The 24,488-nt window shown below is 68.6% G+C and carries 24 protein-coding genes; 17 read left to right on the top strand and 7 right to left on the bottom strand.

Going from position 1 to position 24,488, the window contains the following annotated elements:
• Window positions 1-96: 96 nt before the first annotated feature.
• Window positions 97-264 (bottom strand): 50S ribosomal protein L33, encoded by a 168-nt coding sequence (rpmG, locus tag ACZYYX_RS00855; RefSeq protein ID WP_241204663.1) that lies wholly within the window; start codon window positions 262-264, stop codon window positions 97-99.
• Window positions 264-497 (bottom strand): 50S ribosomal protein L28, encoded by a 234-nt coding sequence (gene rpmB, locus ACZYYX_RS00850; protein WP_463812515.1) that lies wholly within the window; start codon window positions 495-497, stop codon window positions 264-266. Before rpmB ends, rpmG begins: the two co-directional genes overlap by 1 nt.
• Window positions 498-596: 99 nt before the next feature.
• On the opposite strand from rpmB, the gene mrf reads away from it, so the two are divergent.
• Window positions 597-1,751, top strand: a complete 1,155-nt coding sequence (gene mrf, locus ACZYYX_RS00845) for a ribosome hibernation factor-recruiting GTPase MRF (protein ID WP_463812514.1) — start codon at window positions 597-599, stop codon at window positions 1,749-1,751.
• A 12-nt stretch (window positions 1,752-1,763) separates the two neighbouring features.
• On the opposite strand, the gene ACZYYX_RS00840 is transcribed toward mrf, so the two are convergent.
• Complete coding sequence (locus ACZYYX_RS00840) at window positions 1,764-2,744, bottom strand: aldo/keto reductase (RefSeq protein ID WP_463812513.1); 981 nt, start codon at window positions 2,742-2,744, stop codon at window positions 1,764-1,766.
• Between the two features lie 100 nt (window positions 2,745-2,844).
• On the opposite strand from ACZYYX_RS00840, the gene ACZYYX_RS00835 reads away from it, so the two are divergent.
• The 14 genes from ACZYYX_RS00835 (at window position 2,845) to ACZYYX_RS00770 (ending at window position 18,657) form a co-directional block, all read left to right on the top strand.
• Window positions 2,845-3,678 (top strand): helix-turn-helix transcriptional regulator, encoded by an 834-nt coding sequence (locus ACZYYX_RS00835; protein WP_463812512.1) that lies wholly within the window; start codon window positions 2,845-2,847, stop codon window positions 3,676-3,678.
• A gap of 8 nt (window positions 3,679-3,686) precedes the next feature.
• The gene (locus ACZYYX_RS00830; protein WP_463812511.1) at window positions 3,687-4,379 is read left to right on the top strand and encodes a sensor domain-containing protein; all 693 of its coding nucleotides are present in this window, start codon (window positions 3,687-3,689) and stop codon (window positions 4,377-4,379) included.
• A gap of 129 nt (window positions 4,380-4,508) precedes the next feature.
• Window positions 4,509-5,774, top strand: coding sequence for an ergothioneine biosynthesis glutamate--cysteine ligase EgtA (egtA, locus tag ACZYYX_RS00825; RefSeq protein WP_463812510.1), 1,266 nt, complete (start codon window positions 4,509-4,511; stop codon window positions 5,772-5,774).
• Complete coding sequence (gene egtB, locus ACZYYX_RS00820; RefSeq protein ID WP_463812509.1) at window positions 5,771-7,069, top strand: ergothioneine biosynthesis protein EgtB; 1,299 nt, start codon at window positions 5,771-5,773, stop codon at window positions 7,067-7,069. Before egtA ends, egtB begins: the two co-directional genes overlap by 4 nt.
• A 2-nt stretch (window positions 7,070-7,071) precedes the next feature.
• Window positions 7,072-7,785: an ergothioneine biosynthesis protein EgtC gene (egtC, locus tag ACZYYX_RS00815; RefSeq protein ID WP_463812508.1), complete on the top strand. Its 714-nt coding sequence runs from the start codon at window positions 7,072-7,074 to the stop codon at window positions 7,783-7,785.
• The gene (egtD, locus tag ACZYYX_RS00810; protein ID WP_463812507.1) at window positions 7,785-8,750 is read left to right on the top strand and encodes an L-histidine N(alpha)-methyltransferase; all 966 of its coding nucleotides are present in this window, start codon (window positions 7,785-7,787) and stop codon (window positions 8,748-8,750) included. The genes egtC and egtD overlap by 1 nt, the downstream gene beginning before the upstream one ends.
• Window positions 8,747-9,829 (top strand): ergothioneine biosynthesis PLP-dependent enzyme EgtE, encoded by a 1,083-nt coding sequence (egtE, locus tag ACZYYX_RS00805; RefSeq protein WP_463812506.1) that lies wholly within the window; start codon window positions 8,747-8,749, stop codon window positions 9,827-9,829. Before egtD ends, egtE begins: the two co-directional genes overlap by 4 nt.
• Before the next feature lie 64 nt (window positions 9,830-9,893).
• Complete coding sequence (locus tag ACZYYX_RS00800) at window positions 9,894-11,273, top strand: cation:dicarboxylate symporter family transporter (protein WP_463812505.1); 1,380 nt, start codon at window positions 9,894-9,896, stop codon at window positions 11,271-11,273.
• 147 nt (window positions 11,274-11,420) lie between these two features.
• The gene (gene mdo / locus ACZYYX_RS00795; RefSeq protein WP_463812504.1) at window positions 11,421-12,713 is read left to right on the top strand and encodes an NDMA-dependent methanol dehydrogenase; all 1,293 of its coding nucleotides are present in this window, start codon (window positions 11,421-11,423) and stop codon (window positions 12,711-12,713) included.
• A 1-nt stretch (window position 12,714) separates the two neighbouring features.
• Window positions 12,715-13,836, top strand: coding sequence for an AAA family ATPase (locus tag ACZYYX_RS00790; protein WP_463812503.1), 1,122 nt, complete (start codon window positions 12,715-12,717; stop codon window positions 13,834-13,836).
• 3 nt (window positions 13,837-13,839) lie between these two features.
• The gene (locus ACZYYX_RS00785; protein WP_463812502.1) at window positions 13,840-15,363 is read left to right on the top strand and encodes a VWA domain-containing protein; all 1,524 of its coding nucleotides are present in this window, start codon (window positions 13,840-13,842) and stop codon (window positions 15,361-15,363) included.
• 126 nt (window positions 15,364-15,489) lie between these two features.
• Entirely contained in the window at window positions 15,490-16,671 is a 1,182-nt protein-coding gene (locus ACZYYX_RS00780; protein WP_463814748.1) for an iron-containing alcohol dehydrogenase, read from the top strand.
• Between the two features lies 1 nt (window position 16,672).
• A complete protein-coding gene (locus ACZYYX_RS00775; RefSeq protein WP_463812501.1) occupies window positions 16,673-18,022 on the top strand; it encodes a MadS family sensor histidine kinase in 1,350 nt (449 codons plus the stop codon).
• The gene (locus tag ACZYYX_RS00770; RefSeq protein ID WP_335333660.1) at window positions 18,019-18,657 is read left to right on the top strand and encodes a MadR family response regulator transcription factor; all 639 of its coding nucleotides are present in this window, start codon (window positions 18,019-18,021) and stop codon (window positions 18,655-18,657) included. Before ACZYYX_RS00775 ends, ACZYYX_RS00770 begins: the two co-directional genes overlap by 4 nt.
• On the opposite strand, the gene mftM is transcribed toward ACZYYX_RS00770, so the two are convergent.
• On the bottom strand, window positions 18,654-19,526 hold the full coding sequence (mftM, locus tag ACZYYX_RS00765; protein WP_463812500.1) for a mycofactocin oligosaccharide methyltransferase MftM: 873 nt from the start codon (window positions 19,524-19,526) through the stop codon (window positions 18,654-18,656). The two genes, ACZYYX_RS00770 and mftM, sit on opposite strands and share 4 nt — an antisense overlap.
• A gap of 156 nt (window positions 19,527-19,682) precedes the next feature.
• Between mftM and mftD the strand changes: the two genes are divergently transcribed.
• Entirely contained in the window at window positions 19,683-20,861 is a 1,179-nt protein-coding gene (mftD, locus tag ACZYYX_RS00760; protein WP_463812499.1) for a pre-mycofactocin synthase MftD, read from the top strand.
• Here mftD and ACZYYX_RS00755 read toward each other — a convergent pair.
• Complete coding sequence (locus tag ACZYYX_RS00755) at window positions 20,858-21,529, bottom strand: class I SAM-dependent methyltransferase (protein ID WP_463812498.1); 672 nt, start codon at window positions 21,527-21,529, stop codon at window positions 20,858-20,860. The genes mftD and ACZYYX_RS00755 overlap by 4 nt on opposite strands.
• Before the next feature lie 86 nt (window positions 21,530-21,615).
• Between ACZYYX_RS00755 and ACZYYX_RS00750 the strand changes: the two genes are divergently transcribed.
• The gene (locus tag ACZYYX_RS00750) at window positions 21,616-22,548 is read left to right on the top strand and encodes an alpha/beta hydrolase (protein WP_463812497.1); all 933 of its coding nucleotides are present in this window, start codon (window positions 21,616-21,618) and stop codon (window positions 22,546-22,548) included.
• Between the two features lies 1 nt (window position 22,549).
• Here ACZYYX_RS00750 and ACZYYX_RS00745 read toward each other — a convergent pair whose 3' ends face one another.
• Window positions 22,550-22,954, bottom strand: a complete 405-nt coding sequence (locus ACZYYX_RS00745) for a hypothetical protein (protein WP_463812496.1) — start codon at window positions 22,952-22,954, stop codon at window positions 22,550-22,552.
• The gene (locus tag ACZYYX_RS00740; protein ID WP_463812495.1) at window positions 22,951-24,438 is read right to left on the bottom strand and encodes a glutamate-cysteine ligase family protein; all 1,488 of its coding nucleotides are present in this window, start codon (window positions 24,436-24,438) and stop codon (window positions 22,951-22,953) included. Before ACZYYX_RS00740 ends, ACZYYX_RS00745 begins: the two co-directional genes overlap by 4 nt.
• Between the last annotated feature and the right edge of the window lie 50 nt (window positions 24,439-24,488).

Genomic DNA, 24,488 nt, shown 5'->3' with positions numbered 1-24,488 from the left:
CCGGTTCAGCTCCACCTGAGCCCCTGCTTCACCTGAGCCCCTGCGCGCGCCTCGGGTGATCCGGTGCGTCAGCGACGACCTTCGATTTCTTGGCCATCAGCGCTCTTCGCGGAAATCGACGTGCCGGCGAGCGACAGGGTCGTACTTGCGCAACACAATCCGATCCGGATCATTGCGCCGGTTCTTGCGCGTGACATAGGTGTAGCCCGTGCCTGCCGTCGAGCGGAGCTTGACCACAGGGCGGACATCAGTGGTGCGTGCCATCAGATCTTTCCTTCCCGGCGGAGGCGGGCCACCACCGATTCGATGCCGTCACGGTCGATGGTCTTGATGCCTTTAGCGCTGACGCGCAACGTGATTCGGCGACCTTCGGACGGTAGGTAATAGGTCTTGTGTTGGATGTTGGGGTCCCAGCGCCGACGGGTGCGGCGGTGCGAGTGCGACACCGCGTTGCCGAAGCTGGGTGCGCGGCCGGTGACTTGGCAGTGAGCAGACACGACACCCTCCTTAATGGAAATCGTTTTCGACAAGATGCGGACCGAACTGTAGCGTGAACGCGTCATTATTGAAAATCATTCCCGATAAGGAGTCTGCCGATGCGCACCCCCGTCATCGTCGTAACCGGCCAGGACGGCACCGGCGAGATTGCCCGAGTTCTTCTCGAACGGCCGGGGACGACGCTGGTAGAGCACTACTTCGACGGCCACGTGGTGCACCGCACCACCGCGTCGATGCAGCGCGGGATCACCGTGAAGGCCGATACCGTGCTGGAATTGAGGAACTGCTGCCTCGGCTGCACCGTGCGCGAGGATCTGCTGGCCCATCTGTGCCACCTACACCGCCGCGGCCGCGTCGACCGGATCGTCGTGCGCCTCGCGCCGTGGCTGGAACCCGAACCCGTCTGTGTCGCGATCACGCATTCGCCCGCTTCGCGTGAGGTGTCCCTCGCAGCAGTGATCAGCGCCGTCGACGCCCACAGTTGGCTGTCCCAGGCGCTCGGCGAGGAGGAGCTGGCCGACGGTCGCACTGTGGCGCAGGTGGTCGTCGGGCAGGTCGAATTCGCCGACGTCGTCGTCGCAAGCGCCCCGGAGCCCGAGACACTCGCCGTGGTTCGCCGACTCGCGCCGCGAGCCCGCGTCACCGTCGGCACCCACCGGCTCGAACTCTCACTCGCGCACCTGGAACCCGACGCGCGGCGCGGGCGCAGCGACGATCCGCACGCATCGCTGTTGGGTGGTCAACCGCCGTTGGATTCCGACGGCCGCGTCGGATTGGTCGAGTTCACCGCGCGGCGTCCCTTTCATCCCCAACGCCTACACGACGCACTCGACGTGCTGCTCGACGGCGTGATCCGCAGCCGAGGCCGGCTCTGGCTGGCCAACCGGCCCGACCGGGTGATGTGGTTGGAGTCCGCCGGCGGAGGACTGAGGGTGAGCAACGCAGGAAAGTGGTTGGCTGCGATGACAACTCGTGAGGTCGCCTATGTCAATCCGGAACGTCGGGCGATGGCGAACCTGATGTGGGACGCGCGCCACGGCGACCGGCACACCTCGTTGGCGGTGCTGACGTGCGGCGCGCACGCCCGGGACATCACGCGTGCACTGCGCGACGCTGTGCTCACCGACACCGAGATGAACAGTGCACACGAATGGTCCAGCTACGCGGACCCTTTCGGGGACTGGCACACCGACCCGTGTGGGGACGCTGTGTCCGCGGGGCCGACCGAGCGCGAAGACCGTGCCGACGGCTGAGGCGGTGGATGCTCACCGTTCCGAGTCGAGCGACGCCAGGTGCGCGGCGGGGTAGCGGTCACCGGCCACCTGGTTCGCGGGCACCGCGGACTCGATGCGGGCGAGCTGGGCCTCGGTCAGGTCCACGTCGATCGCGCCGAGGGCCTCCTGCAGCCGGATGCGAGTGCGCGCGCCGATCAACGCGACGACGTCGGTGCCACGTGCCACCACCCACGCGATGGCGGCCTGTGCCACAGAGATGCCGAGGTCCTCGGCCACTGCGCGGAGAGATTCGACCAGATCGAGGTTGCGCGTGAGGTTTTCACCGGAGAACCGCGGACTGCGGGTCCGCATGTCGCCGGCGCCGGACGCGGTCCAATGTCCGCCCAGGAGGCCACGGCCCAACACGCCGTAGGCAGTGATTCCGATGCCGAGTTCCCGGCAGACCGAACGGATCTCGCGTTCCACACCGCGGGAGGCGAGGGAGTACTCGATCTGCAGATCCGTGATCGGCCGTACCGTGGTGGCCCGCCGTATGGTGTCGGCGCCGACCTCGGACAACCCGATGTGCCGGACGTAGCCGCTGTCGACGAGTTCGCCGATGGCACCTACGGTTTCCTCGATCGGCACCATCGGATCCAGGCGTGCGGGACGGTAGACGTCGATGTGATCGGTGCCCAGTCGCTGCAACGAATAGGCTGCGGCGGCCTTCACCGACGCCGGACGAGCATCGAAGCCGAGCCATGCGCCGTCCGGACCGAGTTGCCCACCGAACTTGACGCTCAGCTGGTACGAGTCGCGGGGGATCGACCTCAGTGCCTCGCCCAGCACCAGTTCGTTGTGGCCCATGCCGTAGAAATCTCCGGTGTCCAGCAGCGTGATTCCCGCGTCGAGGGCCGCATGGATCGTCGCCATGCTCTCCGTTCGGTCGGCGTGGCCGTAGGCACCCGACATGCCCATGCAGCCGAGCCCGAGTGCGGATGTGGTCAGTGTTCTGAGTGTGGCGGTTCGCATGACCTCACTGTCGACGCACTGCGAGTTGGCAGCCACGGCACGTTCTGCCGGGGACTCGGAGTCCCTGGCTGAACGGGGACGTCGCGACGACAATTCCCCTATGGATCGTGACGCGCTCGCCGGCTTCCTGCGCCGACGCCGGGAGGCCATCACGCCGGCCGAGGTCGGTCTACCCGACGGCGCGCGTCGCCGCACCGCAGGACTGCGGCGCGAGGAGGTGGCCCAGCTGGCAGGAATGTCGGCTGACTACTACGGCCGGCTGGAACAGGGCAGGAGCACGCAACCGTCCACCCAGATGGTCCGGGCGATGGCGCGGGCGCTCCGACTCTCCGAGGACGAGACCGACCATCTGTACCACCTCGCAGGCCACGCCGCGCCCGATCGCGGGAGCCGGTCGATGCACGTCGGTCCCGCGTTGATGTTCGTGCTCGACCAGCTGCGCGACGCAGCCGCATTCGTCACCTCGGACACCTACGTCGTGCTGGCGCAGAACGATCTCGCCACGGTGCTGATGGGTGATCTCGTCGACGCGCACGCCCACAGCGGCCTGTCGGCCAGCATGAGCTATCGGTGGTTCACCGAACCGCGGATGCGTGAGCGGGTCCCACCGCACGAGCGCGCCGAGCACAGTCGGATCATTGTGGCCGACCTTCGCGCGGTGTGGGCGCGTCGGCGTGCGGACCCGGACGTCAGGGAACTCGTCGACGCTCTCCTACAGCAGAGTTCGGAGTTCGCCGAACTGTGGGAGCGCCACGAAGTGGCCGTCCGGCGGATGCAGCGCAAGACATTTCTCACCACCGTCGGCCCACTCACCTTGGACTGCGAGGTCCTGGCAGCCACCCACGGACAGAAGCTGGTGGTGCTCACACCCCCGCCCGGGTCCGCGGCGTTGGCGAACCTGCGGCTGCTGAGCGTCGTCGGAGCCGCCCCGTAGGGGCTGGCATGATCGGTGAGGTGAAAGCCGTCGCCGTGGGCTGTGTCGCCACTGTGGGTGTCGGTCTAGGCCTCGCGTTCGCAGCCCCTGCCGCCGCCCGGCCCTCCGACCCCGGAGTCGTGAACTACGCCGTACTGAACAAGGGCTCTGTCGGCAACATCGTGGGTGCTCGCCTCGGGCTCGAGTCGACGTTCACCGCGCCGTCCCAGGCCTATTGGGTCGACAACCCGGTGTGCAACAACTGGGCTGACATCGGGTTGCCCGAGGTGTACCTGGACCCCGACCTCGCCGCGTTCAGCGGCGCGACGGCGCAGGAATCCCCGTCCGACATGACCCACTTCGTCAAACAGGCGGTCGGCGTCTTCGCCACCGCCGACGCCGCCGGGCGCGCCTACCACCGGGTCGTCGATCGGACCGTCGGCTGCAGCGGTCAGACCACCGCGATGCACCTGGACAACGGCAGCACCCAGGTGTGGAGCTTCACGGGCGGGCCCGCGGGCGCCGCACAGGCCGACTGGGTCAAGCAGGAGGTCGGAGCCGCGTGGCCGGCGACCTCGGGCGCAGCCACCGACAGGCGGTGCTTCGTCACCACCCGCTTGAGGGAGAACGTGCTGCTGCAAGCCAAGGTGTGCCAGTCGGGCAACGGCGGACCCGCGGTCAACGTGCTCGCCGGCGCCATGCAGAACACGCTCGGGCAGTAACGCTGCAAGCCCTGGCAGGCACGTCATGGGTGTGTCACGGCGCGGACGGGGAATTGTCGGTGCGATCTGGAAGATAAACGGGAAGACTTCTCTTCGCAGATCGCCAACGATGGAAAGAGGGCGCCTGATATGGCCCGCACCATGCCGTGCGACGCTTCGCCCGGCGACACCCTGGCCAGCGCCGAAGCCGCCGCGGAGCGTCTCGTCGCCAGCTGCCTCGTCGACGGGCCGGTCGGCGGGGTGGGCCTCGAGGTCGAGGCCCATTGCTTCGTCTTGGCCGATCCGGGGCGCCGTCCCGGCTGGGACGAGCTGACCGCCACCATCGCGACGCTGCCCCCGCTGCCCGGCGGCAGCGTCGTCACCGTCGAGCCCGGTGGAGCGGTCGAGCTCTCGGGGCCGCCGGCGGCTGATCCCGCTGCCGCGATCGCAGCGATGCGCTCCGATCGCGCCGCGCTGCGCACGGCATTTCTCCAGGCGGGCCTGGGGCTGGTGCTCCTCGGGGCCGACCCGTTACGGCCTCCGGGACGGGTCAACCCCGGTGGCCGCTACCAGGCCATGGAGCGTTTCTTCTCGACCAGCGGCACCGGTGAGGCCGGGGCGGCGATGATGACGTCCACCGCGTCGATCCAGGTCAACCTCGAGGCCGGTCTGCGGCAGCAGTGGGCCGAGCGGGTGCGGCTGGCTCATGCGCTTGGCCCCACGATGATCGCGGTCGCGGCGAACTCACCGGTGCTCGCCGGCGCCTTCACCGGCTGGCAGTCGAGCCGGCAGCGGGTGTGGGGGCAGCTCGACTCCGCGCGCTGCGGGCCCGTGCTCGGTGTCAGAGGCGACGATCCGGCCAGTGACTGGGCGCGCTACGCGCTGCGGGCGCCGGTCATGTTGGTGCACACCCCCGACCCGCAGCCGGTCGCCGAGTGGGTGCCGTTCGCGGACTGGGCCGACGGTCGGGTTCTCCTCGGCGGTCGGCGGCCCACCAAGGCCGATCTCGACTACCACCTGACCACGCTGTTTCCGCCGGTGCGGCCGCGCGGCTTCTTGGAGATCCGCTATCTGGACAGCGTGCCCGACGCGTTGTGGCCCGCGGTGGCATGGACGCTCGCGACACTTCTCGACGACCCGGCCGCCGCCGACATCGCGGCGGAGGCCACCGAGGAGGTCGCCACCGAGTGGGATCGCGCGGCCCGGGTCGGTCTGGCCGATCGGCATCTGCACGCGGCCGCGCTGACGTGCGTGAACGCCGCCGCCGAGCGGGCTCCGGCGGAACTGACGGAATCGATGGATGTGATGGTGCGTTCGGTCGAGCGGGGTCGTTGCGCCGCCGACGACTTCGCAGACCGCGTGGTGGCCTCCGGCATCGCGGCAGCGGTCGCCCACCTGGCAGAAGGGGAACAGTGACGACGCGCGAGGTACTGGCCGAGGAACTGACCGTCGCCCGCGACCGCACCCTGCGGCTGGTCGACTTCGACGACGCCGAGGTGCGCCGGCAGTACGACCCCCTGATGAGCCCACTGATCTGGGATCTCGCGCACATCGGCCAGCAAGAAGAACTGTGGCTGCTGCGGGGCGGTAATCCCGACCGTCCCGGCATGCTCACGCGCGAGGTCGACCAGCTCTACGACGCGTTCGTGCATTCGCGAGCCAGCCGGGCGAACCTGCCGCTGCTGCCGCCCGCCGACGCGCGCGCCTACTGCACCACGGTGCGCAACAAGGTGCTCGACGTGCTGGACGCGCTGCCCGACGACCATCCCGAGGCCTTCACGTTCGGGATGGTGGCCAGCCATGAGAACCAGCACGACGAGACCATGCTGCAGGCACTGAACCTGCGTTCCGGTGCGCCGCTGCTCGACCGGGGCGCGGCCCTGCCCGCGGGCCGCGCCGGGCTCGCAGGGACGTGGGTCGAGGTGCCTGCCGGCGAGTTCGTGATGGGTGTCGACGCGACCGCCGAACCCTTCTCGTTGGACAACGAGCGCCCAGCACACACAGTCGACGTGCCGGCGTTTCGGATCGGCCGAGTTCCCGTCACCAACGGCGAGTGGCAACAGTTCATCGACGACGGCGGGTACGACCAGCGGCGCTGGTGGTCGGACGCCGGGTGGGCCCATCGGCAGCGGGCCGGGCTGAGCGCGCCGCAGTTCTGGAACACCGGAGCGCTGGCAGGCACCCGCACCCGCTTCGGCCACACCGAGGACATTCCCGCCGACGAGCCCGTCCAGCACGTCGATTTCCACGAAGCGCAGGCGTACGCGGCATGGGCTGGTGCGCGGCTGCCCACCGAGGTCGAGTGGGAGAAGGCGTGCGCGTGGGACCCGGCTGCGCACCGGCGCCGGCGTTACCCCTGGGGTTCGCAAGCCCCGTCTGCCGATCGGGCCAACCTCGGTGGCGCGGCGCTGCGGCCCGCGCCGGTCGGCGCCTATCCGTCAGGTGCGTCGGCCTACGGCGCCGAACAGATGCTCGGCGACGTCTGGGAGTGGACCACCTCGACGCTGCGGCCGTGGCCGGGATTCACCCCGATGGTGTACGAGCAGTACTCCACACCGTTCTTCGACGGCGTCACCACTGGTGACTACCGCGTGCTGCGCGGCGGATCGTGGGCGGTGGCGCCCGGGATTCTGCGGCCGAGCTTCCGCAACTGGGACCACCCGATCCGCAGGCAGATCTTCTCGGGCGTGCGGTTGGCTTGGGATGTGTAGGCATGTGTAGGCACTTGGCCTGGTTGGGCGCGCCGGTCACGCTGGCCTCGCTGATGCTCGAGCCGCCGTCCGCGTTGCTGGTGCAGTCATATGCCCCGCGCAGGCAGAAGCACGGCCTGATGAACGCCGACGGTTGGGGGGCAGGCTTTTTCGACGGTGCGCAGCCGCGGCGGTGGCGCAGTGCCGGGCCGCTGTGGGGTGACGCGTCGTTCGCCTCGGTGGCGCCGGCGCTGAGCAGCTCGTGTGTGGTCGCCGCGGTGCGCTCGGCCAGCGTGGGGATGCCGATCGAGGCCTCGGCGTCGGCGCCGTTCACCGACGGGACCTGGCTGCTGTCGCACAACGGGCTGGTCGACCGCGCGGTGCTGCCGCTGTCCCCGCACGCGGAATCGACCAACGACAGCGCGCTGCTGGCCGCGCTCATCTTCGACCGCGGCCTCGACAGGCTCGGCGACACCGTGGCCGGGGTGGCCGCCGACGATCCGAACGCCCGGTTGAACATCCTGGCGGGCAACGGTTCTCGACTGCTGGCCACGACGTGGGGGGACACCCTGTCGGTGCTGCGCCGGCCCGACGGCGTGGTGCTGGCCAGCGAACCCTATGACGACGATCCGGCGTGGCAGGAGATCCCCGATCGTCACCTCGTCGACGTTCGGGTCGGGGTGTCCGACACCGCCAATGATGTCCGGGTCGACCTCACACCGCTGAAAGGATCGTGATGACGTTCTCCCTGGAGAACTACCTGGCCGCCGACGCCGCCGAGGCCGCGCTGCGCCGTGACGTCCGCGACGGGCTCACCAGCACTCCGAAGTCGTTGCCGCCCAAATGGTTCTACGATTCGGTCGGCAGCGATCTGTTCGATCAGATCACCCGGCTGCCCGAGTACTACCCGACGCGCGCGGAAGCGCAGATCCTGGCAGCGCACGCCGGTGAGATCGCGGCGGCATCCGGCGCCGACACGCTCGTCGAACTGGGCAGCGGGACCTCGGAGAAGACTCGCCGGCTGCTCGACGCGATGCGTGAGCGCGGCGCCCTGCGCAGGTTCATCCCGTTCGACGTCGACGCCACAGTTCTCACCGCCGCCGGCGCCGCGATAGCCGACGAGTATCCGGGCATCGAGATCGCCGCAGTGTGCGGTGATTTCGAGGAGCACCTGGGCAAGATCCCGGCCACCGGGCGTCGCCTGGTGGCGTTCCTGGGCTCCACCATCGGCAACCTCACCGCAGGGCCGCGCGCCGAGTTCCTCTCGTCGGTCGCGGCGATGATGCAGCCCGGAGACACCCTGCTGCTCGGTACCGACCTGGTCAAGGATTCCGAGCGATTGGTCCGCGCCTACGACGACAGCGCCGGCGTGACGGCACAGTTCAACCTCAACGTGCTCGCCGTGGTGAACCGGGAACTTGGCGCGGACTTCGACGTGGCCGCCTTCGCCCATGTCGCACGGTGGAATTCCGACGAGGAACGCATCGAGATGTGGCTGCGATCGACTCGCGCGCAGCGCGTCCACATCCCGGCGCTCGACCTCACGGTCGATTTCGCCGACGGCGAGGAGATGCTCACCGAAGTGTCGTGCAAGTTCCGGCCTGAGGGCGTGGACGCCGAACTCCGTGCGGCCGGACTCACCCGCACGCAGTGGTGGACCGATGAGGCCGGCGACTTCGGGCTGTCGTTGGCGGTGAAATGACACTCGCCGAGACGTGGCGGGCCGCGCGCCCGCCAGCCGCCGGCGTGCACCTAGACAGCGCAGCGTGTTCGCGGCAGGGTTTCGCTGCGCTCGAGGCCGCGGCCCAGCACGCTCGACACGAGGCCGAGGTCGGCGGTTACGTCGCCGCAGTCGCAGCGACCCCGGTGCTCGACGCGGGTCGTGCGGGGGTGCAGGCACTGACGGGGATGGCCGACGCCGAGGTGTTCTTCACCACGGGGTCCAACCACGCCCTCGACGTCCTGCTCGCAGACTGGGCGGGAGACCGGGTGATCGCCTGTCTGACCGGCGAATACGGGCCCAACCTGGCGATCATGGCGCGCCACGGCTTCGAGATCCGCGACCTGCCCGTCGACGGTTTCGGACGGCTGGACCTCGACGCCGTCGGTTCGGCGCTGGCCAGCGATCCGCCCGCGCTGGTGCACCTGACGATGCTGGGCAGTCACAGCGGGGTCGTCCAGCCGGTCCGCGAGCTCGCCGGCGCGTGCCGTAGCCAGGGCCTACCGCTGATCGTCGATGCGGCGCAGGCGTTCTCGCATCTCGACTGCACGGACATCGGAGCCGACGCGATCTACTCGTCGTCACGGAAGTGGTCGGCCGGGCCACGTGGGGTGGGCGTGCTGGCCACCCGCCCCGGGCTGCTGTCCGACGGCACGCAGATGCGGATCGCGCACGCCGAAACCAGCGTCGCCTCGCACGTCGGATTCTCGGTGGCCATCGGTGAGCACATCGCCGCCGGACCGGCGAACGTGCAGGCCCGGCTGCGGGAGGTGGGCGCGCAGACCCGCCGCGCGCTGGCCGACGTGGCGGGCTGGCACGTGCGGGAGAGCATCGAGGAACCGAGTGCGATCACGACGCTGACCCCGCCCGACGGCGTCGACGCCGCGACGGTACGCGCCGACCTGATCGTCGACCACGGCATTCTCACCACCTTCATCGGCGTCGAGCGTGCGCCGCAGGTGATGACCCGTCCGGCCCTGCGGGTCTCACCGCACGTCGACGTCACCGACGACGACCTGGCGACGCTCACCTCAGCCTTGGCGGCCGTCGCTCGGGTGTGACGCGGGGCACTTCTGGTTATCCCTGCTGCATCATCACTGGAGGGACCTTGGAGGGACACTGCCCATGACCGCCACCGAGGCCGACGAACGGGAACCGCAGGAGCCGTCCAAGCCGGAGAAGAAGCGCGACCGCACGCACTGGCTCTACATCATGGTGATCGTCGCGGTCATCGCCGGCATCATCGTCGGGCTGGTGGCACCCGAGGTCGCCGGTTCGCTGGGCGTGCTGGGGGAGCTGTTCGTCAAGCTGATCAAGATGATGATCGTCCCCGTCATCTTCTGCACCGTGGTCCTCGGCATCGGCAAGGTGAAAGCCGCCACCTCGGTCGGCAAGGTCGGCGGCCTGGCCATCGCCTACTTCCTGGTGATGTCGACGGTGGCGCTGGCCATCGGTCTGGTGGTCGGAAACCTGATCAGCCCGGGCACCGGGTTGAACGTGCCGAGTGATCCCGGCAAGGGTGCGGAACTGGCCGGTGAGGCCGAATCTGCCGGCGGAGCAATGGATTTCATTGCCAACATCATCCCGTCCACGCTGTTCTCGTCGGTTACCGAGGGCAACGTGCTGCAGGCGCTGTTCGTGGCGCTGCTCGTCGGATTCGGCATCCAGTCGCTGGGTGCCACCGGGGAGCCGCTGCTGCGCGGCATCGAGGCGCTGCAGAAGTTGGTGTTCAAGATCCTGATCGGCGTGCTGTGGCTCGCGCCGATCGGTGCCTTCGGCGCCATCGCCGAGGTGGTCGGCGACACCGGCTTCGAGGCGGTCATCCAGCTCGGCGTGCTGATGGCGGCCTTCTATCTGACGTGCGTGATCTTCGTGTTCGGCGTGCTGGGCGCGTTGCTGTGGATGGTGGCTAGGGTGTCGGTGTTCAAGCTCGCCCGCTACCTGGCCCGGGAGTACCTGCTGATAGTCGCGACGTCGTCGTCGGAATCGGCGCTGCCGCGGCTCATCGCGAAGATGGAGCACGCCGGGGTGAAACCCGCGACGGTCGGCATCGTCGTGCCGACCGGATACTCGTTCAACCTCGACGGCACCGCGATCTATCTGACGATGGCCTCGCTGTTCATCGCCGACGCCTTGGGCGACCCGCTGTCCATCCCTGAGCAGCTCGGCCTGCTGGCGTTCATGATCGTCGCGTCGAAGGGGGCCGCCGGCGTCAGCGGCGCCGGGCTGGCCACCCTGGCCGCCGGGTTGCAGAGTCACCGACCCGAACTGCTCGATGGTGTCGGGATCATCGTCGGCATCGACCGGTTCATGTCCGAGGCGCGGGCGCTGACCAACTTCTCCGGCAACGCCGTCGCCACGCTTCTCGTCGGGCACTGGACGCACAGCGTGGACCACGAACGTCTGCGTGACGTGCTCGACGGGAACCGTCCGTTCGACGAATCCACGATGGTCGACGACCACGACACCAGCGATCGGCCCAGGGAGACCTCTCCGACCGGGTAGGTCGGGCCCTGCCCGTCTGTCCGCACTTGCGCTGCCCGACGATTCGGTTGTGGCCCGCAGGTGTTCTCCACGTCACATCTGCCATGCCATGGTGGTGCCCGACACCAGCCACGCACTGCAGATCGGGTTCTGGAAAGGACAGCAGCCATGAAGGTCGAAGATCTCCTGAAGCCCTTCCCCATCAAGGAGTTTCATCCGTTCCCGCGCGCCATGATGGGTCCCGGCGCGCACGAGATGGTCGGCCCGGAAGCTCTCAAGATGGGCTTCAAGCGGGTGCTGCTGATGAGCTCGGGCCTGCGCGGAACCGACATCGTGCACAACATGGCCGAGTCGCTGAAGTGGCACGGCCTGGAGGTCGTGGTCTACGACCAGGTGGAGTCCAATCCCAAGGACTACAACGTGATGGACTCGGTGAAGCTCTACCAGGAGAACGAATGCGACAGCTTCATCTCCATCGGGGGCGGCTCCACCCACGACGCCTGCAAGGGTGCCCGCATCTCGATCGCGCATGACGGCCGCAACGTCAACGACTTCGAGGGCTTCAACAAGAGCGAGAACCCGAAGAACCCGCCGCACATCGCGATCTCCACCACCGCGGGCACCGGCTCGGAGACCTCGTGGGCCTACGTCATCACCGACACCACCACCGATCCGGACAACCCGCACAAGTACGTGGCGTTCGACGATGCCTCGGTGGCCACGCTGGCTGTCGACGACCCGGTGCTGTACTACGAATGCCCCACCGACTACACCGCGCAGTGCGGCTTCGACGTGCTCGCACACGCCTCGGAACCCTACGTGTCGCGGCTCAATTTCGAACCGTCACTGGGCAATGCGATCCGTGCGATCAAGCTGACCGCGGAGAACCTGCGCGAAGCCACCTGGAACGGAACGGATCTCAAGGGCCGCGAAGGCATGATGTACGCCCAGTACATCGCCGCGCAGGCCTTCAACTCCGGTGGCCTCGGCATCATCCACTCGATCTCCCACGCCGTCAGCGCGTTCTACGACACCCACCACGGGCTGAACAACGCGATCGCCCTTCCCCGGGTGTGGGCGTTCAACATGCCGGTGGCCTACAAGCGCTTCGCCGACATCGCCCAGGCGATGGGTGTGGACACCTACGGTATGACCGACGTGCAGGCCGCCGACGCGGCGCTGGCCGCGGCGATCCGCCTGCTGCGCGACGTCAACATCATCGAGCGCTTCGTCGACGTCAAGCAGGACAGCTACTCGAAGAACCGACTGGGCAAGGGGCCCACCAAGTTCTACGAGAACGCACCGGTCATCAAGGGTGACAAGGCCGACGTCGATCGCATCACCAACCACGTCCTCGGTGATGCGTGTACACCCGGCAATGCGAAGGAATGCACGTTCGACACCGTGCGCCCGGTGGTCGATCACTGCATGAACGGCAGCCTCGACGAGCTGCTGCCCTGACATGTTCTCTTCCGTGGAGGGGGTGCGCGAGGCGCTCGCCGGCGAGGGTTACATCGCCGACGAGCGCCTGGCCACCACGGTGTTCCTGCAGACCCGCCTGGACAAGCCGCTGCTGATCGAGGGACCGGCCGGTGTCGGCAAGACCGAACTGGCCAAGGTACTGGCGGCAGCGACCGGCCGCCGGCTGCTTCGCCTGCAGTGCTACGAAGGGCAGGACGAGACCAAGGCACTCTACGAATGGGATTACGGCAAGCAGCTGCTCTACACCCAGATCCTGCGGGAGAAGATCGGGCAGCTGGTAGCCGATGCGACAGACCTCGACGAGGCCGTCGAGCGGATCGGCACCCAGGAGAGTGTGTTCTTCTCCGACCGCTTCCTTGCACCGCGACCCCTGCTTGAGGCGGTGCGGTCCGCCGAGCCGGTGGTGCTGCTGATCGACGAGATCGACCGCGCCGACGAGGCTCTGGAAGCGGTTCTGCTGGAACTGCTTGGCGAGTACCAGGTTTCGGTTCCTGAGTTGGGCACGTTCACCGCGATCCACGCACCGTATGTGATCCTCACGTCGAACAACACCCGCGACCTCGCGGCGGCGCTCAAGAGGCGGTGCCTGCACCTGTTCCTCGACTATCCGGCGGCCGAGCGGGAACTGCAGATCGTGAAGTCGAAAAACACCGGGCTCTCCGATGCGCTCGCCACACAGCTCGTCGATGTCGTGCGTGGGCTTCGTGAACTCGAACTACGCAAGGCGCCCAGCATCTCCGAGACCATCGACTGGGCGCGCACCCTGGCTGTCCTCGGGGTCGACGACCTGTCGGCCCAGGTGCTCTCGGACACCGTGTCGGTCGTGGTGAAATACGACAAGGATGTCCGTAAGGCACTCGACGCGCTGCCTCGCCTGGTCGATCCGAACGCGACAGTGCTTGAGCACAAGCATCATTCGCATGACCATCCGCACGGGCACAGCCATGACCACCCGCACGGCGACGATCACGATCACGATCACGGTGATGACGGTCGGACCGCCCGGCTGGCCAAGGACAAGCCCGGCCGCTTCACCGACGGTTACTACGGCACTCCCAAGAGGTCGGATACCGCGACCTTGGGTCGACGCCGGGCACTGTGACCGATGGAAGCCACGCTGCACCGCTTCGTCCGGCTTCTCCGTCTCGGCGGGGTGCGAGTCTCGATCCCCGAGGCGACCGACGCGATGCGGTGTGCCGCGCAGCCCGGCGTGCTGTCGTCGCGAGCCCTGCTGCGCACCGCTTTACGCGTCGCGCTGGTCAAGGACGAGCGGGACGGACCGATGTTCGACGAGATCTTCGACGCGTTCTTTCACCTCGTGCGGGTCGGTGACGACGCCGCCGGCCACGGGCACTCCCACGCGCACGACGACCTCGTCGACACCGGAGAGCTCGAATCCTTCACGCTCTCTGAACAACCCAGCGACACTCCCGAGCAGGGCCATGAGCACGGCAAGCCGTCGAGCATCCGCGACTACTTCAAACAGGAGGATCTCGCGCAGCGCTACAACATGCACCAGGAAGCAAACAAGATCGATCTAGCCGCGCTGACCGACGAGATCGCGTTCAGCGATCAGACCCGCACCGGCGCCGACGACGCCTACCGGGTGCAGCTGTCCACCGACCGATTGAGCGGTGCACCCACCGTCGGGAACCTGTCGACGTCGGCCGGCACCCCCGTCGACGCGGAGCTGACCATCGCCGAGCAGGAGGCCCTACTCGGTTGGCTGGACGGTGAATTCGGCCCTCAGGACGGTGATCACGAGGACGCCGCGGCGCTACGCAGGCGGCTGGCCGGCGTGCTGGAGAACCTGCCGCAAGCGCTCAAGCGTCACCTGGAGGCGCTGCTGGCGCTGGAGACCGCGATCGTCGAGACGCGGGAGCGGCGCGAAGCCCAGGTGGACCGGATCGGGGAGGCCGAGCGCGCCGACCTCGAGGACTCACTGCGCCGGCTCGCCCGCACCCTGCACGGCGCGTTGACCCACCGGCGCCGGGTCGCGGCCGCGGGACGTGTCGACTCCGGACAGACCATGCGCCGCAACATGCGCTTCGACGGCGTGCCGTTCATGCCGGTCACCGTGCGGCGCGCCGAGGACCGGCCGAGGCTGGTCGTGCTGGCCGACGTGAGCCTGTCGGTGCGGGCGACGTCACGGTTCACCCTGAGCCTGGTACACGGTCTGCAGGACCTGTTCACCCAGGTCCGCTCCTTCGTGTTCGTCGCCGACATCGCCGAGACCACCGAACTGTTCCGCGACCACGCCGGGGACCGGGCGCTGGGCCAGATCTTCGGCGGGGACGTCATCGACACCGCCGCGAACTCCGACTACGGCGCCGTCTTCGGCGAGTTCACCGCCGAGCACTCCTCGGCGGTGACCCGGCGCACCACGGTGCTGGTGCTCGGCGACGGGCGAACCAACGGCCGCGACCCCAACCTCGCCGCGTTCGAAGAGATCACCCGCCGCGCGCGCGAAACCGTGTGGCTCACCCCCGAGCCGCGCTACTCCTGGGGTCTGGGCAGCTGCGATCTGCCCCGCTACGCCGAGTTCTGCGACCGGGTGCGCGTGGTGGCCGACCTGACCGGCCTCGAAACTGCCGCCCACGAGTTCGCGGCGGAAGCCGTGGGCAGGTGAGGTGTGGGTCGTAGTGTGGAACGCGGAGTGTCGGCCCGGTCACAGGACGTGACCGCGGCCCGAGGCTGGCGAGGCGAGGCAGTGACGACAAAACAGCTGACGACAAAACAGCTGACGACAAAACAGCTGGCGACAGGGCAGACGAGCGCGGCGGTGGAGTCACGGCTGCTGAAGTTCCATGCCCCGGAGATCGTGTTCGGGGTGTCGTCGATGGTCGAGGCGGCGCACGCGGCGATGCGGCTCGGGGCGATGCGGCCGATGCTGGTGACCGACCCGGGGCTCATCGAAGCCGGTTGGGCCGACGAGATGGTGCGCCACCTCGCCGACCAGGGCATCGCGACCCGACTGTGGCACGACCTGACGCCGAACCCGAAGGACCACGAGATCGCCGCGGGATTCGAGCGCTACGCCGAGTTCGGCTGCGACGTGCTGGTGGCCGTCGGTGGCGGATCGGTGATCGATGCCGCCAAGGGGGTGGCGATCCTGGCCGCCAACGGCGGCAACATCTTGGACTACGAGGGCGTGGACAAGGCCGAGATGCCGATCCCGCCGCTGGTCGTCGTCCCGTCCACCTCCGGCACAGGCGCCGACGTCTCGCAGTTCTGCATCGTCACCGACACCACCCGCAACACCAAGATCACGATCCTGGGCAGGGCACTGGTGCCCGACATCACCGTGATCGATCCGCGGCTGCTCACCACGATGCCGGATTGGCTCAACGCCGCCACCGGTCTGGACGCCCTCACCCACGGCATCGAGGCGTACGTCTCGCTGGGGCACAACCAGCTCACCGACCATCACGCGCTGCGCGCCGTGCAGATGGTGACCGACAACCTGGCCGCGACCCTGGAGCGGCCCGACGAGATGCCGGCGCGGGTGCTGATGGCCCAGGCCGCGCTGGAGGCCGGGCTGGCGTTCACCAATGCGATCCTGGGCGCCACGCATGCGATGAGCCATCAGGTGGGCGGGCTGCTGGACCTGCCGCACGGCGTCGTCAACGGCGTCCTGCTTCCGCACGTCATCCGGTTCAACGCCGAAGCCGACCCCGAGCCGTACAAGGCCATCGCGACGTTCCTGGGGGTGGCCGACCCGGGAACGCCGGCCGCCGAAGCAGCACTGGCGCTGGCCGACCGCATCGATGCGCTCGCCCGCGACGTCGGCGTGCCCCGCGGGCTCGCCGAACTGGGTGTGCGGCCCGAAGACCTGCCCCGGCTGGCCACGACCGCGCTGTCCGACGCCTGCATGAGCACCAACCCGCGGCCCGCCGACGTGGCCCAGATGCACGCCCTGTTCCAGGCGGCGATGTGAGATGACGGCCGCCGACGCCGGCCCGCCCGACCTGGCCAGACTCACCGGGTTACGTTCTGGCAAGGGTCGCTTCTACTCCGAATTACGGCTCACCGCAGCGCGATTGGATCGGGTGATCGCGGCGCTGGACACCATCTCCCGCGCCCTGGTGCAGACGATCGACGGCCCGGAGAAACTCGTCCGCGCTGTGGCCGAGGCGGCGCGCGCCACGCTGGACGCCGACTGGGTGCTGCTTGCGCTGGCCGACGGTGCGCTGCCCGAAGCCAGTGTGCGACATCTGATCCTGGATTCCGAAGGCGTGGCCTACGCCTTCGAGGGGCTCCGCGATGCCGCCGATCCGGGCGCCGCGCTACCCGACGCGGTGCTCAACCGGCTCAACGACATCCTGCGCGGGCAGCTCGCCGGTTTTCGGCTGCCGGTGATGGAGAAGCAGCACGCCCACGTCCCGATCGAACTCGACGGCACGGTGATCGGGGCGTTCGCGGCGTGGACGCCGCCGCACCGCGCCCTCGACGGCACCGACGCGATGGTGATGCGCATCCTCGCCGGCCAGACCGCGGTGGCCCTGCAGAATTCTGCGCTGTTCACCAAATCGGTGTCCCTGCTGGCCCAGTCGGAGGCGCGCAACGCCGAACTGCTGGCCACCCAGCGTGAGCTCGGCGCCGTCCAACGCCACCAGGTGCTCAACTCCGAACGTCACCGCATCGCGCGAGAGCTGCACGACAGCGTCGCGCAGACGGTGCTCTCAGCCGGCATGCAGATCGAGGTATGCCGCAGCGAAATCGCCCAGCAGGAAGGCGAACTCGCCGGGCGACTGGACCTGGCCAAGGAGCTCACCCGGTCGGCAACCGAACAGTTGCGCTCAGCCATCTATGCGCTCAACCAGCCCGCCGACGCGCGCAGATCCGGACTGGCCGCCATGCTCGGCCAGCTCGCCACCGTGCACATGCCGGAGGATCTGCGGGTGACGTTGCGCGTCGACGGACACGCGAGCGAACTGCCCGGCGACGTCGAGCACGATCTGCTGCGGATCGCGGGGGAAGCGCTGTTCAACACGGCGATGCACGGCCAGGCCACGCGGGCCATCGTGCGGCTGACCTATCGGGTTGACGCGGTGTCGCTCTCGATCGCCGACGACGGCACCGGCGATCCCGACAAGATGCGGCTCATGCTGCGCATGGCCGAAGCCGCCGACGTCGACGGTCGCCATCGCGGTCTGGCCAACATGGCTGCGCGTGCGACCGGACACGGCGGCAGCTTCGACGTGTACCGCTCGCGCCTCGGCGGAGTCCGCGTCGTGGCCCGCATTCCCTATCGCAGAGCAGATCTCGCAGAAAGCGGGTCATCATGACACCCATCAGGCTGGTCCTCGTCGACGATCACGCGATCCTGCGCCAGGGCCTGCGGTCGGTTCTCGAACGCGCCGACGACCTCGTCGTCGTCGGCGAGGCCGCATCGGAGGCCGAGGCGGAAGCCGTCGTGCGCGCCACCTCGCCCGACGTCGTCCTGCTGGACCTCAAGCTGTCGGCGGGATCGGAGTTCGAGGGACTGACGTTGTGCGGCAAGCTCTCCGCCGCCTATCCGAACCTGGGCCTACTGATACTCACCACGTTCCTCGACGAGGACCTGGTGGTACGCGCGGTGCACGCCGGTGCCCGCGGGTACGTGGTCAAGGACGTCGACACCACCGAGCTGGTCCGCGCCATCCGTGCGATCTCGGCGGGCGACAGCGCGTTCGACTCGCGCAGCGCCGCGGCCGTGGTCCGCTCGATGTCGGGGCGGGGCGAGCCCAGGGCACAGCTCACCGACCGTGAGGTGGAGGTGCTGCGACTACTGGCTGCGGGCCTGTCCAACAACAAGATCGGCGAGAAGCTCTACATCTCTGCGACCACCGCGAAGTTCCACGTCAGCAACATCATGCGCAAGCTCGAGGTGAGCAGGCGTGCCGAAGCGGTGTACGCGGCGAGCAAGCGAGGCCTGATCTAGCGGTCGAGGATCAGCCAGCCGCCGTGGAAGTCGAAGGTGTGCGCCGAGATTCCCGGATGGCGGTCCGTCAGCGTGTCGGCCAGACGCCTCATCCGCGCCGGATTGAAGCGTTGCACATGTCCGTAGCATTCGCGCGGCTCGTCCTCGAACGGGACCGCGATCACCACCCGGCGGCGCGCCAACCGGAGCGCTTCGTCGCAGACGGCCGTCATCACCTCGTCCGGTAGATGCTCGATCAGGTGCAGCGCAGTGACGGTGTCGGCGCTGCCCGACCGCAGGGGCACGGACGTCGCATCGCAGGCCAGCGTGGTCAGCGGGCGCTGCAGCCGCGGACTCACCGTCGCGAGCAGCTTCATGGTCGAGGCGCTGAGATCAGTTGCCGTGACGTCGATGCGACGTGCCATCCGCAGTGGGAAGAAGCCGAAGCACGAGCCCAGATCGACAAGCTTGCCGCCGCGCACCTGCGTCGCCGCTTCGGCGTGGATGGGACCGAAGGCGGTGGTGCCGCGTTCGAGGGCGGCCAGCGAGTTGCGATAGAACCGCAGCCACGAGGGCAGGCTGCCGTCGACGGTCGAGCGGACCACGCCGGTGAACACGAGCTCGAATTCGGCTTGCCCCCGGAGCACCTCGGTGTCGACCAGGTGCTCGGTGAGCAGCGAGGTCAGTGCGTCGGACAGCTCCGCCGGACTCAGGTCGTGCTCGACACTGAGCAGATCGTCGCGCCGCTGCACGCAGAACCTACCGGCGCACACGGTTGACGCGCTGCGGTGCGGCCGGTGCGGACCCCGCCGGCGGCTGACCCGGATGCCGTGGCTGCTCCACAACCCCCGGGGTGACGGCGCGAGCGGATCGAGTTGAGCTGCTTGCATATTCGATGACGCTAGGAGACGGTGGCGAGTGTTCGCGTGCCCCGATCGGGTGCGATCTGGGGACCGCCCGGGTGGGTGGGTACTGCCCGATCGGCGAGTACTCCTGCTCGGGCGGGGCTTCTAACGTGGACGGCACCGAGACACTGAGGAGTCACCATGGCCGCCTGGTTCGAGACAGTCGCTGACGCGCAACGACGAGCCCGAAAGCGCCTGCCGCCCAGCGTGTACAGCGCGCTCGTCGCCGGCTCCGAGAAGGGCGTCACGGTATCGGACAACACCGCGGCATTCGCGGAGCTGGGCTTCGCTCCCCACGTGGCGGGCTTGTCCGGCAAGCGCGACATGGCGACCACGGTGATGGGGCAGGCGATCTCGCTGCCGGTGCTGATCTCCCCGACCGGGGTGCAGGCGGTCCACCCGGACGGCGAGGTGGCGGTGGCGCGCGCGGCCGCGGCCCGCGGCACCGCGATCGGACTGTCGTCGTTCGCGAGCAAGCCCATCGAGGAGGTCACGCTCGCCAACCCCGCCACGTTCTTCCAGATGTACTGGACCGGCGGTCGGGACAAGCTGCAGGCCCGCATGGAACGAGCGCGGCGCGCCGGCGCCGTGGGCCTCATCATCACCACCGACTGGTCGTTCTCGAACGGCAGGGACTGGGGGAGCCCGGCCATCCCGGAGCGGATGGACCTCAAGGCGATGCTGCGCTTCGCGCCCGAGGGGATCCGCAGGCCGCGGTGGCTTCTCGAGTTCGCGAAGACGGGACGGGTTCCGGACCTGACCGCACCCAACCTCGCCGACGGCGGCGACGCGCCGACCTTCTTCGGCGCCTACGGCGAATGGATGCAGACGCCGCTGCCGAGCTGGGAGGACATCGCTTGGCTGCGCGAGCAGTGGGGCGGACCCTTCATGCTCAAGGGCGTGATGCGCGTCGACGACGCCCGGCGGGCTGTCGATGCCGGTGTCACCGCGATCTCGGTGTCCAACCACGGCGGCAACAACCTCGACGGCACGCCCGCGGCGATCCGTGCACTGCCGGCGATCGCCGAGGCCGTCGGCGATCAGCTGGAGATCGTGCTCGACGGCGGTATCCGTCGCGGGTCCGACGTCGTCAAGGCCGTCGCGCTCGGTGCCCGCGCGGTGATGATCGGCCGCGCCTACCTGTGGGGCCTGGCCGCCGGCGGGCAGGCCGGTGTCGAGAACGTCCTCGACATCCTGCGCGGCGGTATCGATTCCGCGCTGCTGGGCCTGGGGCTGTCGTCCATCCAGGAACTCGAGCCGGCGAGTGTCATCGTGCCCGAGGGCTTTCGGCGCGACCTGGGAGTTCAGCGGGGTGTCTAGCCCGCTTTGTGCGCAGTGAGCAGGAACGCGCTCATCTTCGCCCGGCCCTTCTCGTCACGCGCGTGGGGCGGCAGGGGCATCTCGGCGGGCATGTTCGCGTGGATGAAGGCCGGCCGCACGTCGTCGATCTCCCAGTATCGGCCGACGGCGTCGCGCAACTCGTCCTCGGTGACCTCGTTCGGCTTCTGCTCGATGTCGGGTGGGAACGCCCCCGCCGCGAACACCAGGATGAAGTAGCTCGCACCCGGCGCTGCGGCGCGGTGCACCGCCTGCACGTAACCGTCGCGGCCCTCGATGGGCAGCGAATGGAACAGCGTGGAGTCCATCACCGTCGAGAATCGGCCGTCGAACCCCGTGAAGGTCGTGATGTCCGCGGCCACGAACGTCGCCCCGGAGAGTCCCCGATCGTGAGCGGCCGCCGTCGCTGCCGCGATCGCGGTCGGCGACAGGTCGATCCCCGTCACCGTGTAGCCCTGTGCCGCCAGCGTCAGCGACAGCTCGGCGTGGCCGCAGCCGGCGTCGAGCACCTCGCTGCGCACCCTGCCCGTATGGATCAAGGCCGCGAGCTCGGGCTGTGGCTCGCCGATGTTCCAGGGTGGCTCGGCGCCGTAGGGGGTGTCGCCGCGATAGGTGCCGTCCCAGTCCATGTCCTGCAGATGGTCTGCCATGGGCGCCAAGGTACGCGCCCTTCGGGAAGTTTCGGCCGTGCTCGCGGCTTGAAGAAGGAAACTGCTTCACGACGGACGGATGCGCCATGACGATCACGCCCCTGACCATTCCCCGCGGCTCGTTCGACCTCGCGGGCCTGCTCCATCTGCCCGACGATGTCGATGGGTCGGGTCCCGTCGCGGCGGTGGTGCTGTCCACACCGGGCAGCAGCGTGAAGGAGCAGATCGGCGCCAACTACGCGTCCCGGCTGGCCGCCCGTGGCATCGCCGCTCTGGTGTTCGATCCCGCCTATCAGGGGGAGAGCGGCGGCACCCCGAGGGATCTGGAGGATCCCTACCGTCGCGGCGAGGACATCTCCTACGCCATCGACGCCCTCCAGCTCGTGCCCGGCGTCGCCGCCGATCGCATCGGGGTGCTCGGAATCTGCGCCGGCGGCGGATACGCCGTGCACACAGCGCGCACCGACCACCGCATCCGCGCGGTCGGGACCGTGGTGGCCGGCAACATGGGTGAGAGCTGGCGGTCGACGGCCTTCGCCCCGGACGGTCCCGCGGCGGCACTCGATCGGCTGGCGGCAGATCGCACCCGCGAGGTCGAGACCGGCCGCCTCGAACGCCTCAACTGGTTACCCGACACCGCTGAAGACGCGGTCGCCGCGGGCATCACCGACATCGACAACACCCAGGCCATCGAGTACTACCGCACATCGCGGGGCGGGCACCCGCGCTCGACCAACCGGCGGTTGGCACGGGGGGACTCCCTGCTGATCGGTTACGACGCGTTCCATCTCGTCGACCAGTTGCTGACCCAGCCTCTCCAGGTCATCGTCGCCGGGCGCAAAGGGGTGACGATGTCCTACGAAGCGGGCATGAAACTCTGGGAGCTGGCGCCGAACCCGATCGACCTGATGGTGATCGAGGGCGCCGGCCACTACGAGATGTACGACGTTCCGGAGTACGTCGACCAAGCCGTCGACCGACTGGCCGACTTCTATCGCGAGTACCTGCCCGCCGCGTAGGTCACGCGTCGACGGTCACAGTGGCCCGGTAGTCCTGTAGCGCAAGCGAATCCTGCGGTGACTGCGGATAGGGATCGAGGGAACGCAGCGTGACGGTGTGCCCGCCCACCCGGGCCGTCGGCCCCGTCGTCTCCGACGCGGGGAAGGTGCTCAGCTCGACCGTCTGAGGCGGTGCGCCGGCAGATTCGACGACGAGTGCGATGCGCGCCTGACCCGCCCAGACGCAGTCGACCAGTGCGGGGCACCGAGAGTCCTCGAGCACCCGGTCGAAGCGAACGGTCACCGTCGAACCCGCCACGCTCGCCTGCTGCCCACCGGCCAGTACGAGCACCGGCTCTGCCGCGGCAGTACCTCCCGTGGCGAAAGCCAGAACGGTTGCGGCGCAGGCGATCATGTATCCCCTCACGTCGGTACCTCCCAGGTGTGTACCGGATCGTTGGAGTGCATGCGCTCGCAGTACAGGCGCAGCATCTCGGCCAGCGCCGCGGGTCGGCTCATGCCCCGACCCTGCAGCGCCGCCACCGCAGCCGTCTGCCACACGGCGCCGTTACGGCCCGATTTGGCGCGGCCCTCGATCACCCCGAGGTAGCGGTCGCGCACCTCGGCGGCCACCTCCCAGCGGCGTAACCCCTCGTCGGCCAACGGCAGCAGATGCCGCAGCACCAACTCGTCAGGGGTGACCTCGCCTGCACCCGGCCAGTACAGGCGGGCGTCGAGGCCGTGCTGAGCGGCTGACTCGAAATTTGCCTGTGCCGTCGCGAAACTCAGCTTGGTCCACAGCGGGCGGTCCTCCTCGGACAGCGCCCGCAGCGCGCCGTAGTAGAACGCCGCGTTGGCCATCATGTCGACCACCGTGGGTCCCGCGGGCAGCACGCGGTTCTCCACTCGCAGGTGCGGGCGGCCAGCCACCACGTCGTACACCGGCCGGTTCCACCGGTAGATGGTGCCGTTGTGCAGCCGCAGCTCCGACAGCGCCGGCGTACGGCCGGCGGCGAGTTCGGCGACCGGATCCTCGTCGGACAGCTCGGGCAGAAGCGACGGGAAGTACCGCACGTTCTCCTCGAACAGATCGAAGATCGACGTGATCCAGCGTTCCCCGAACCACACCCGCGGCCGCACGCCCTGCGTCTTCAACTCGTCGGGGCGCGTGTCGGTGGCCTGGGTGAACAGTTCGATCCGCGTTTCTGCCCACAGTCGGTGGCCGAAGAAGTACGGCGAGTTGGCGCCCAGCGCGAGCTGCGGCCCGGCGAGCACCTGGGCGGCGTTCCAGTTGTTCGCGAAGTCACCGGGTGACACCTGCAGGTGCAATTGCATGCTGGTGCAGGCTGATTCGGGGGCGATCGAGGCGGTCTGCAGGCTCAGCCGTTCCGGACCGTGGATGTCGATGTCGATGTCTTCACCGCGCGCGGTGAAGATCGAGTCGTTGAGCGCCTGATAGCGGGTCGACTCACTCATCCAGTGCCCGGACAGATGCTGGGGCATCAACGTCGGCAGGATGCCGACCATCACGATGTGGGAGCCGTCGCTGTTGGCTTTGGCCTCCGCGGCGTTCAGGCTGGCGCGCACCTCGCCCTCCAGGTCGAGCGCGGCCCGCCCGGGGAGCCGCCGCGGCGGCACGTTGAACTCGATGTTGTAGGCGCCGAGCTCGGTCTGGTAGGCGGGATCGGCGATCGCCGTGAGCACCTCGGAGTTGTTCATCGCCGGTTGGTAGCCGCCGTCGACCAGATTGCACTCGATCTCCATGCCGGTCAGCGGCTTCTCGAAGTCGAAGCTGGATTGCGCCAGCATCGTCTCGAACACGTCGAGGCACAGCTGCACCTTGCGCCGGTACTCGCGGCGATGCTCGCGAGTGAACTCGGTCTGCGTCAGTTCCTCGCCCACGACAGCCATTGAACGCCATCGCCGGCGATCGGGCGCAACAGTTGGCCGGTAAGGTCGCT

Source organism: Mycobacterium sp. IDUB_1 (assembly GCF_055419625.1).
This window is presented reverse-complemented; position numbering and strand designations above follow the sequence as displayed.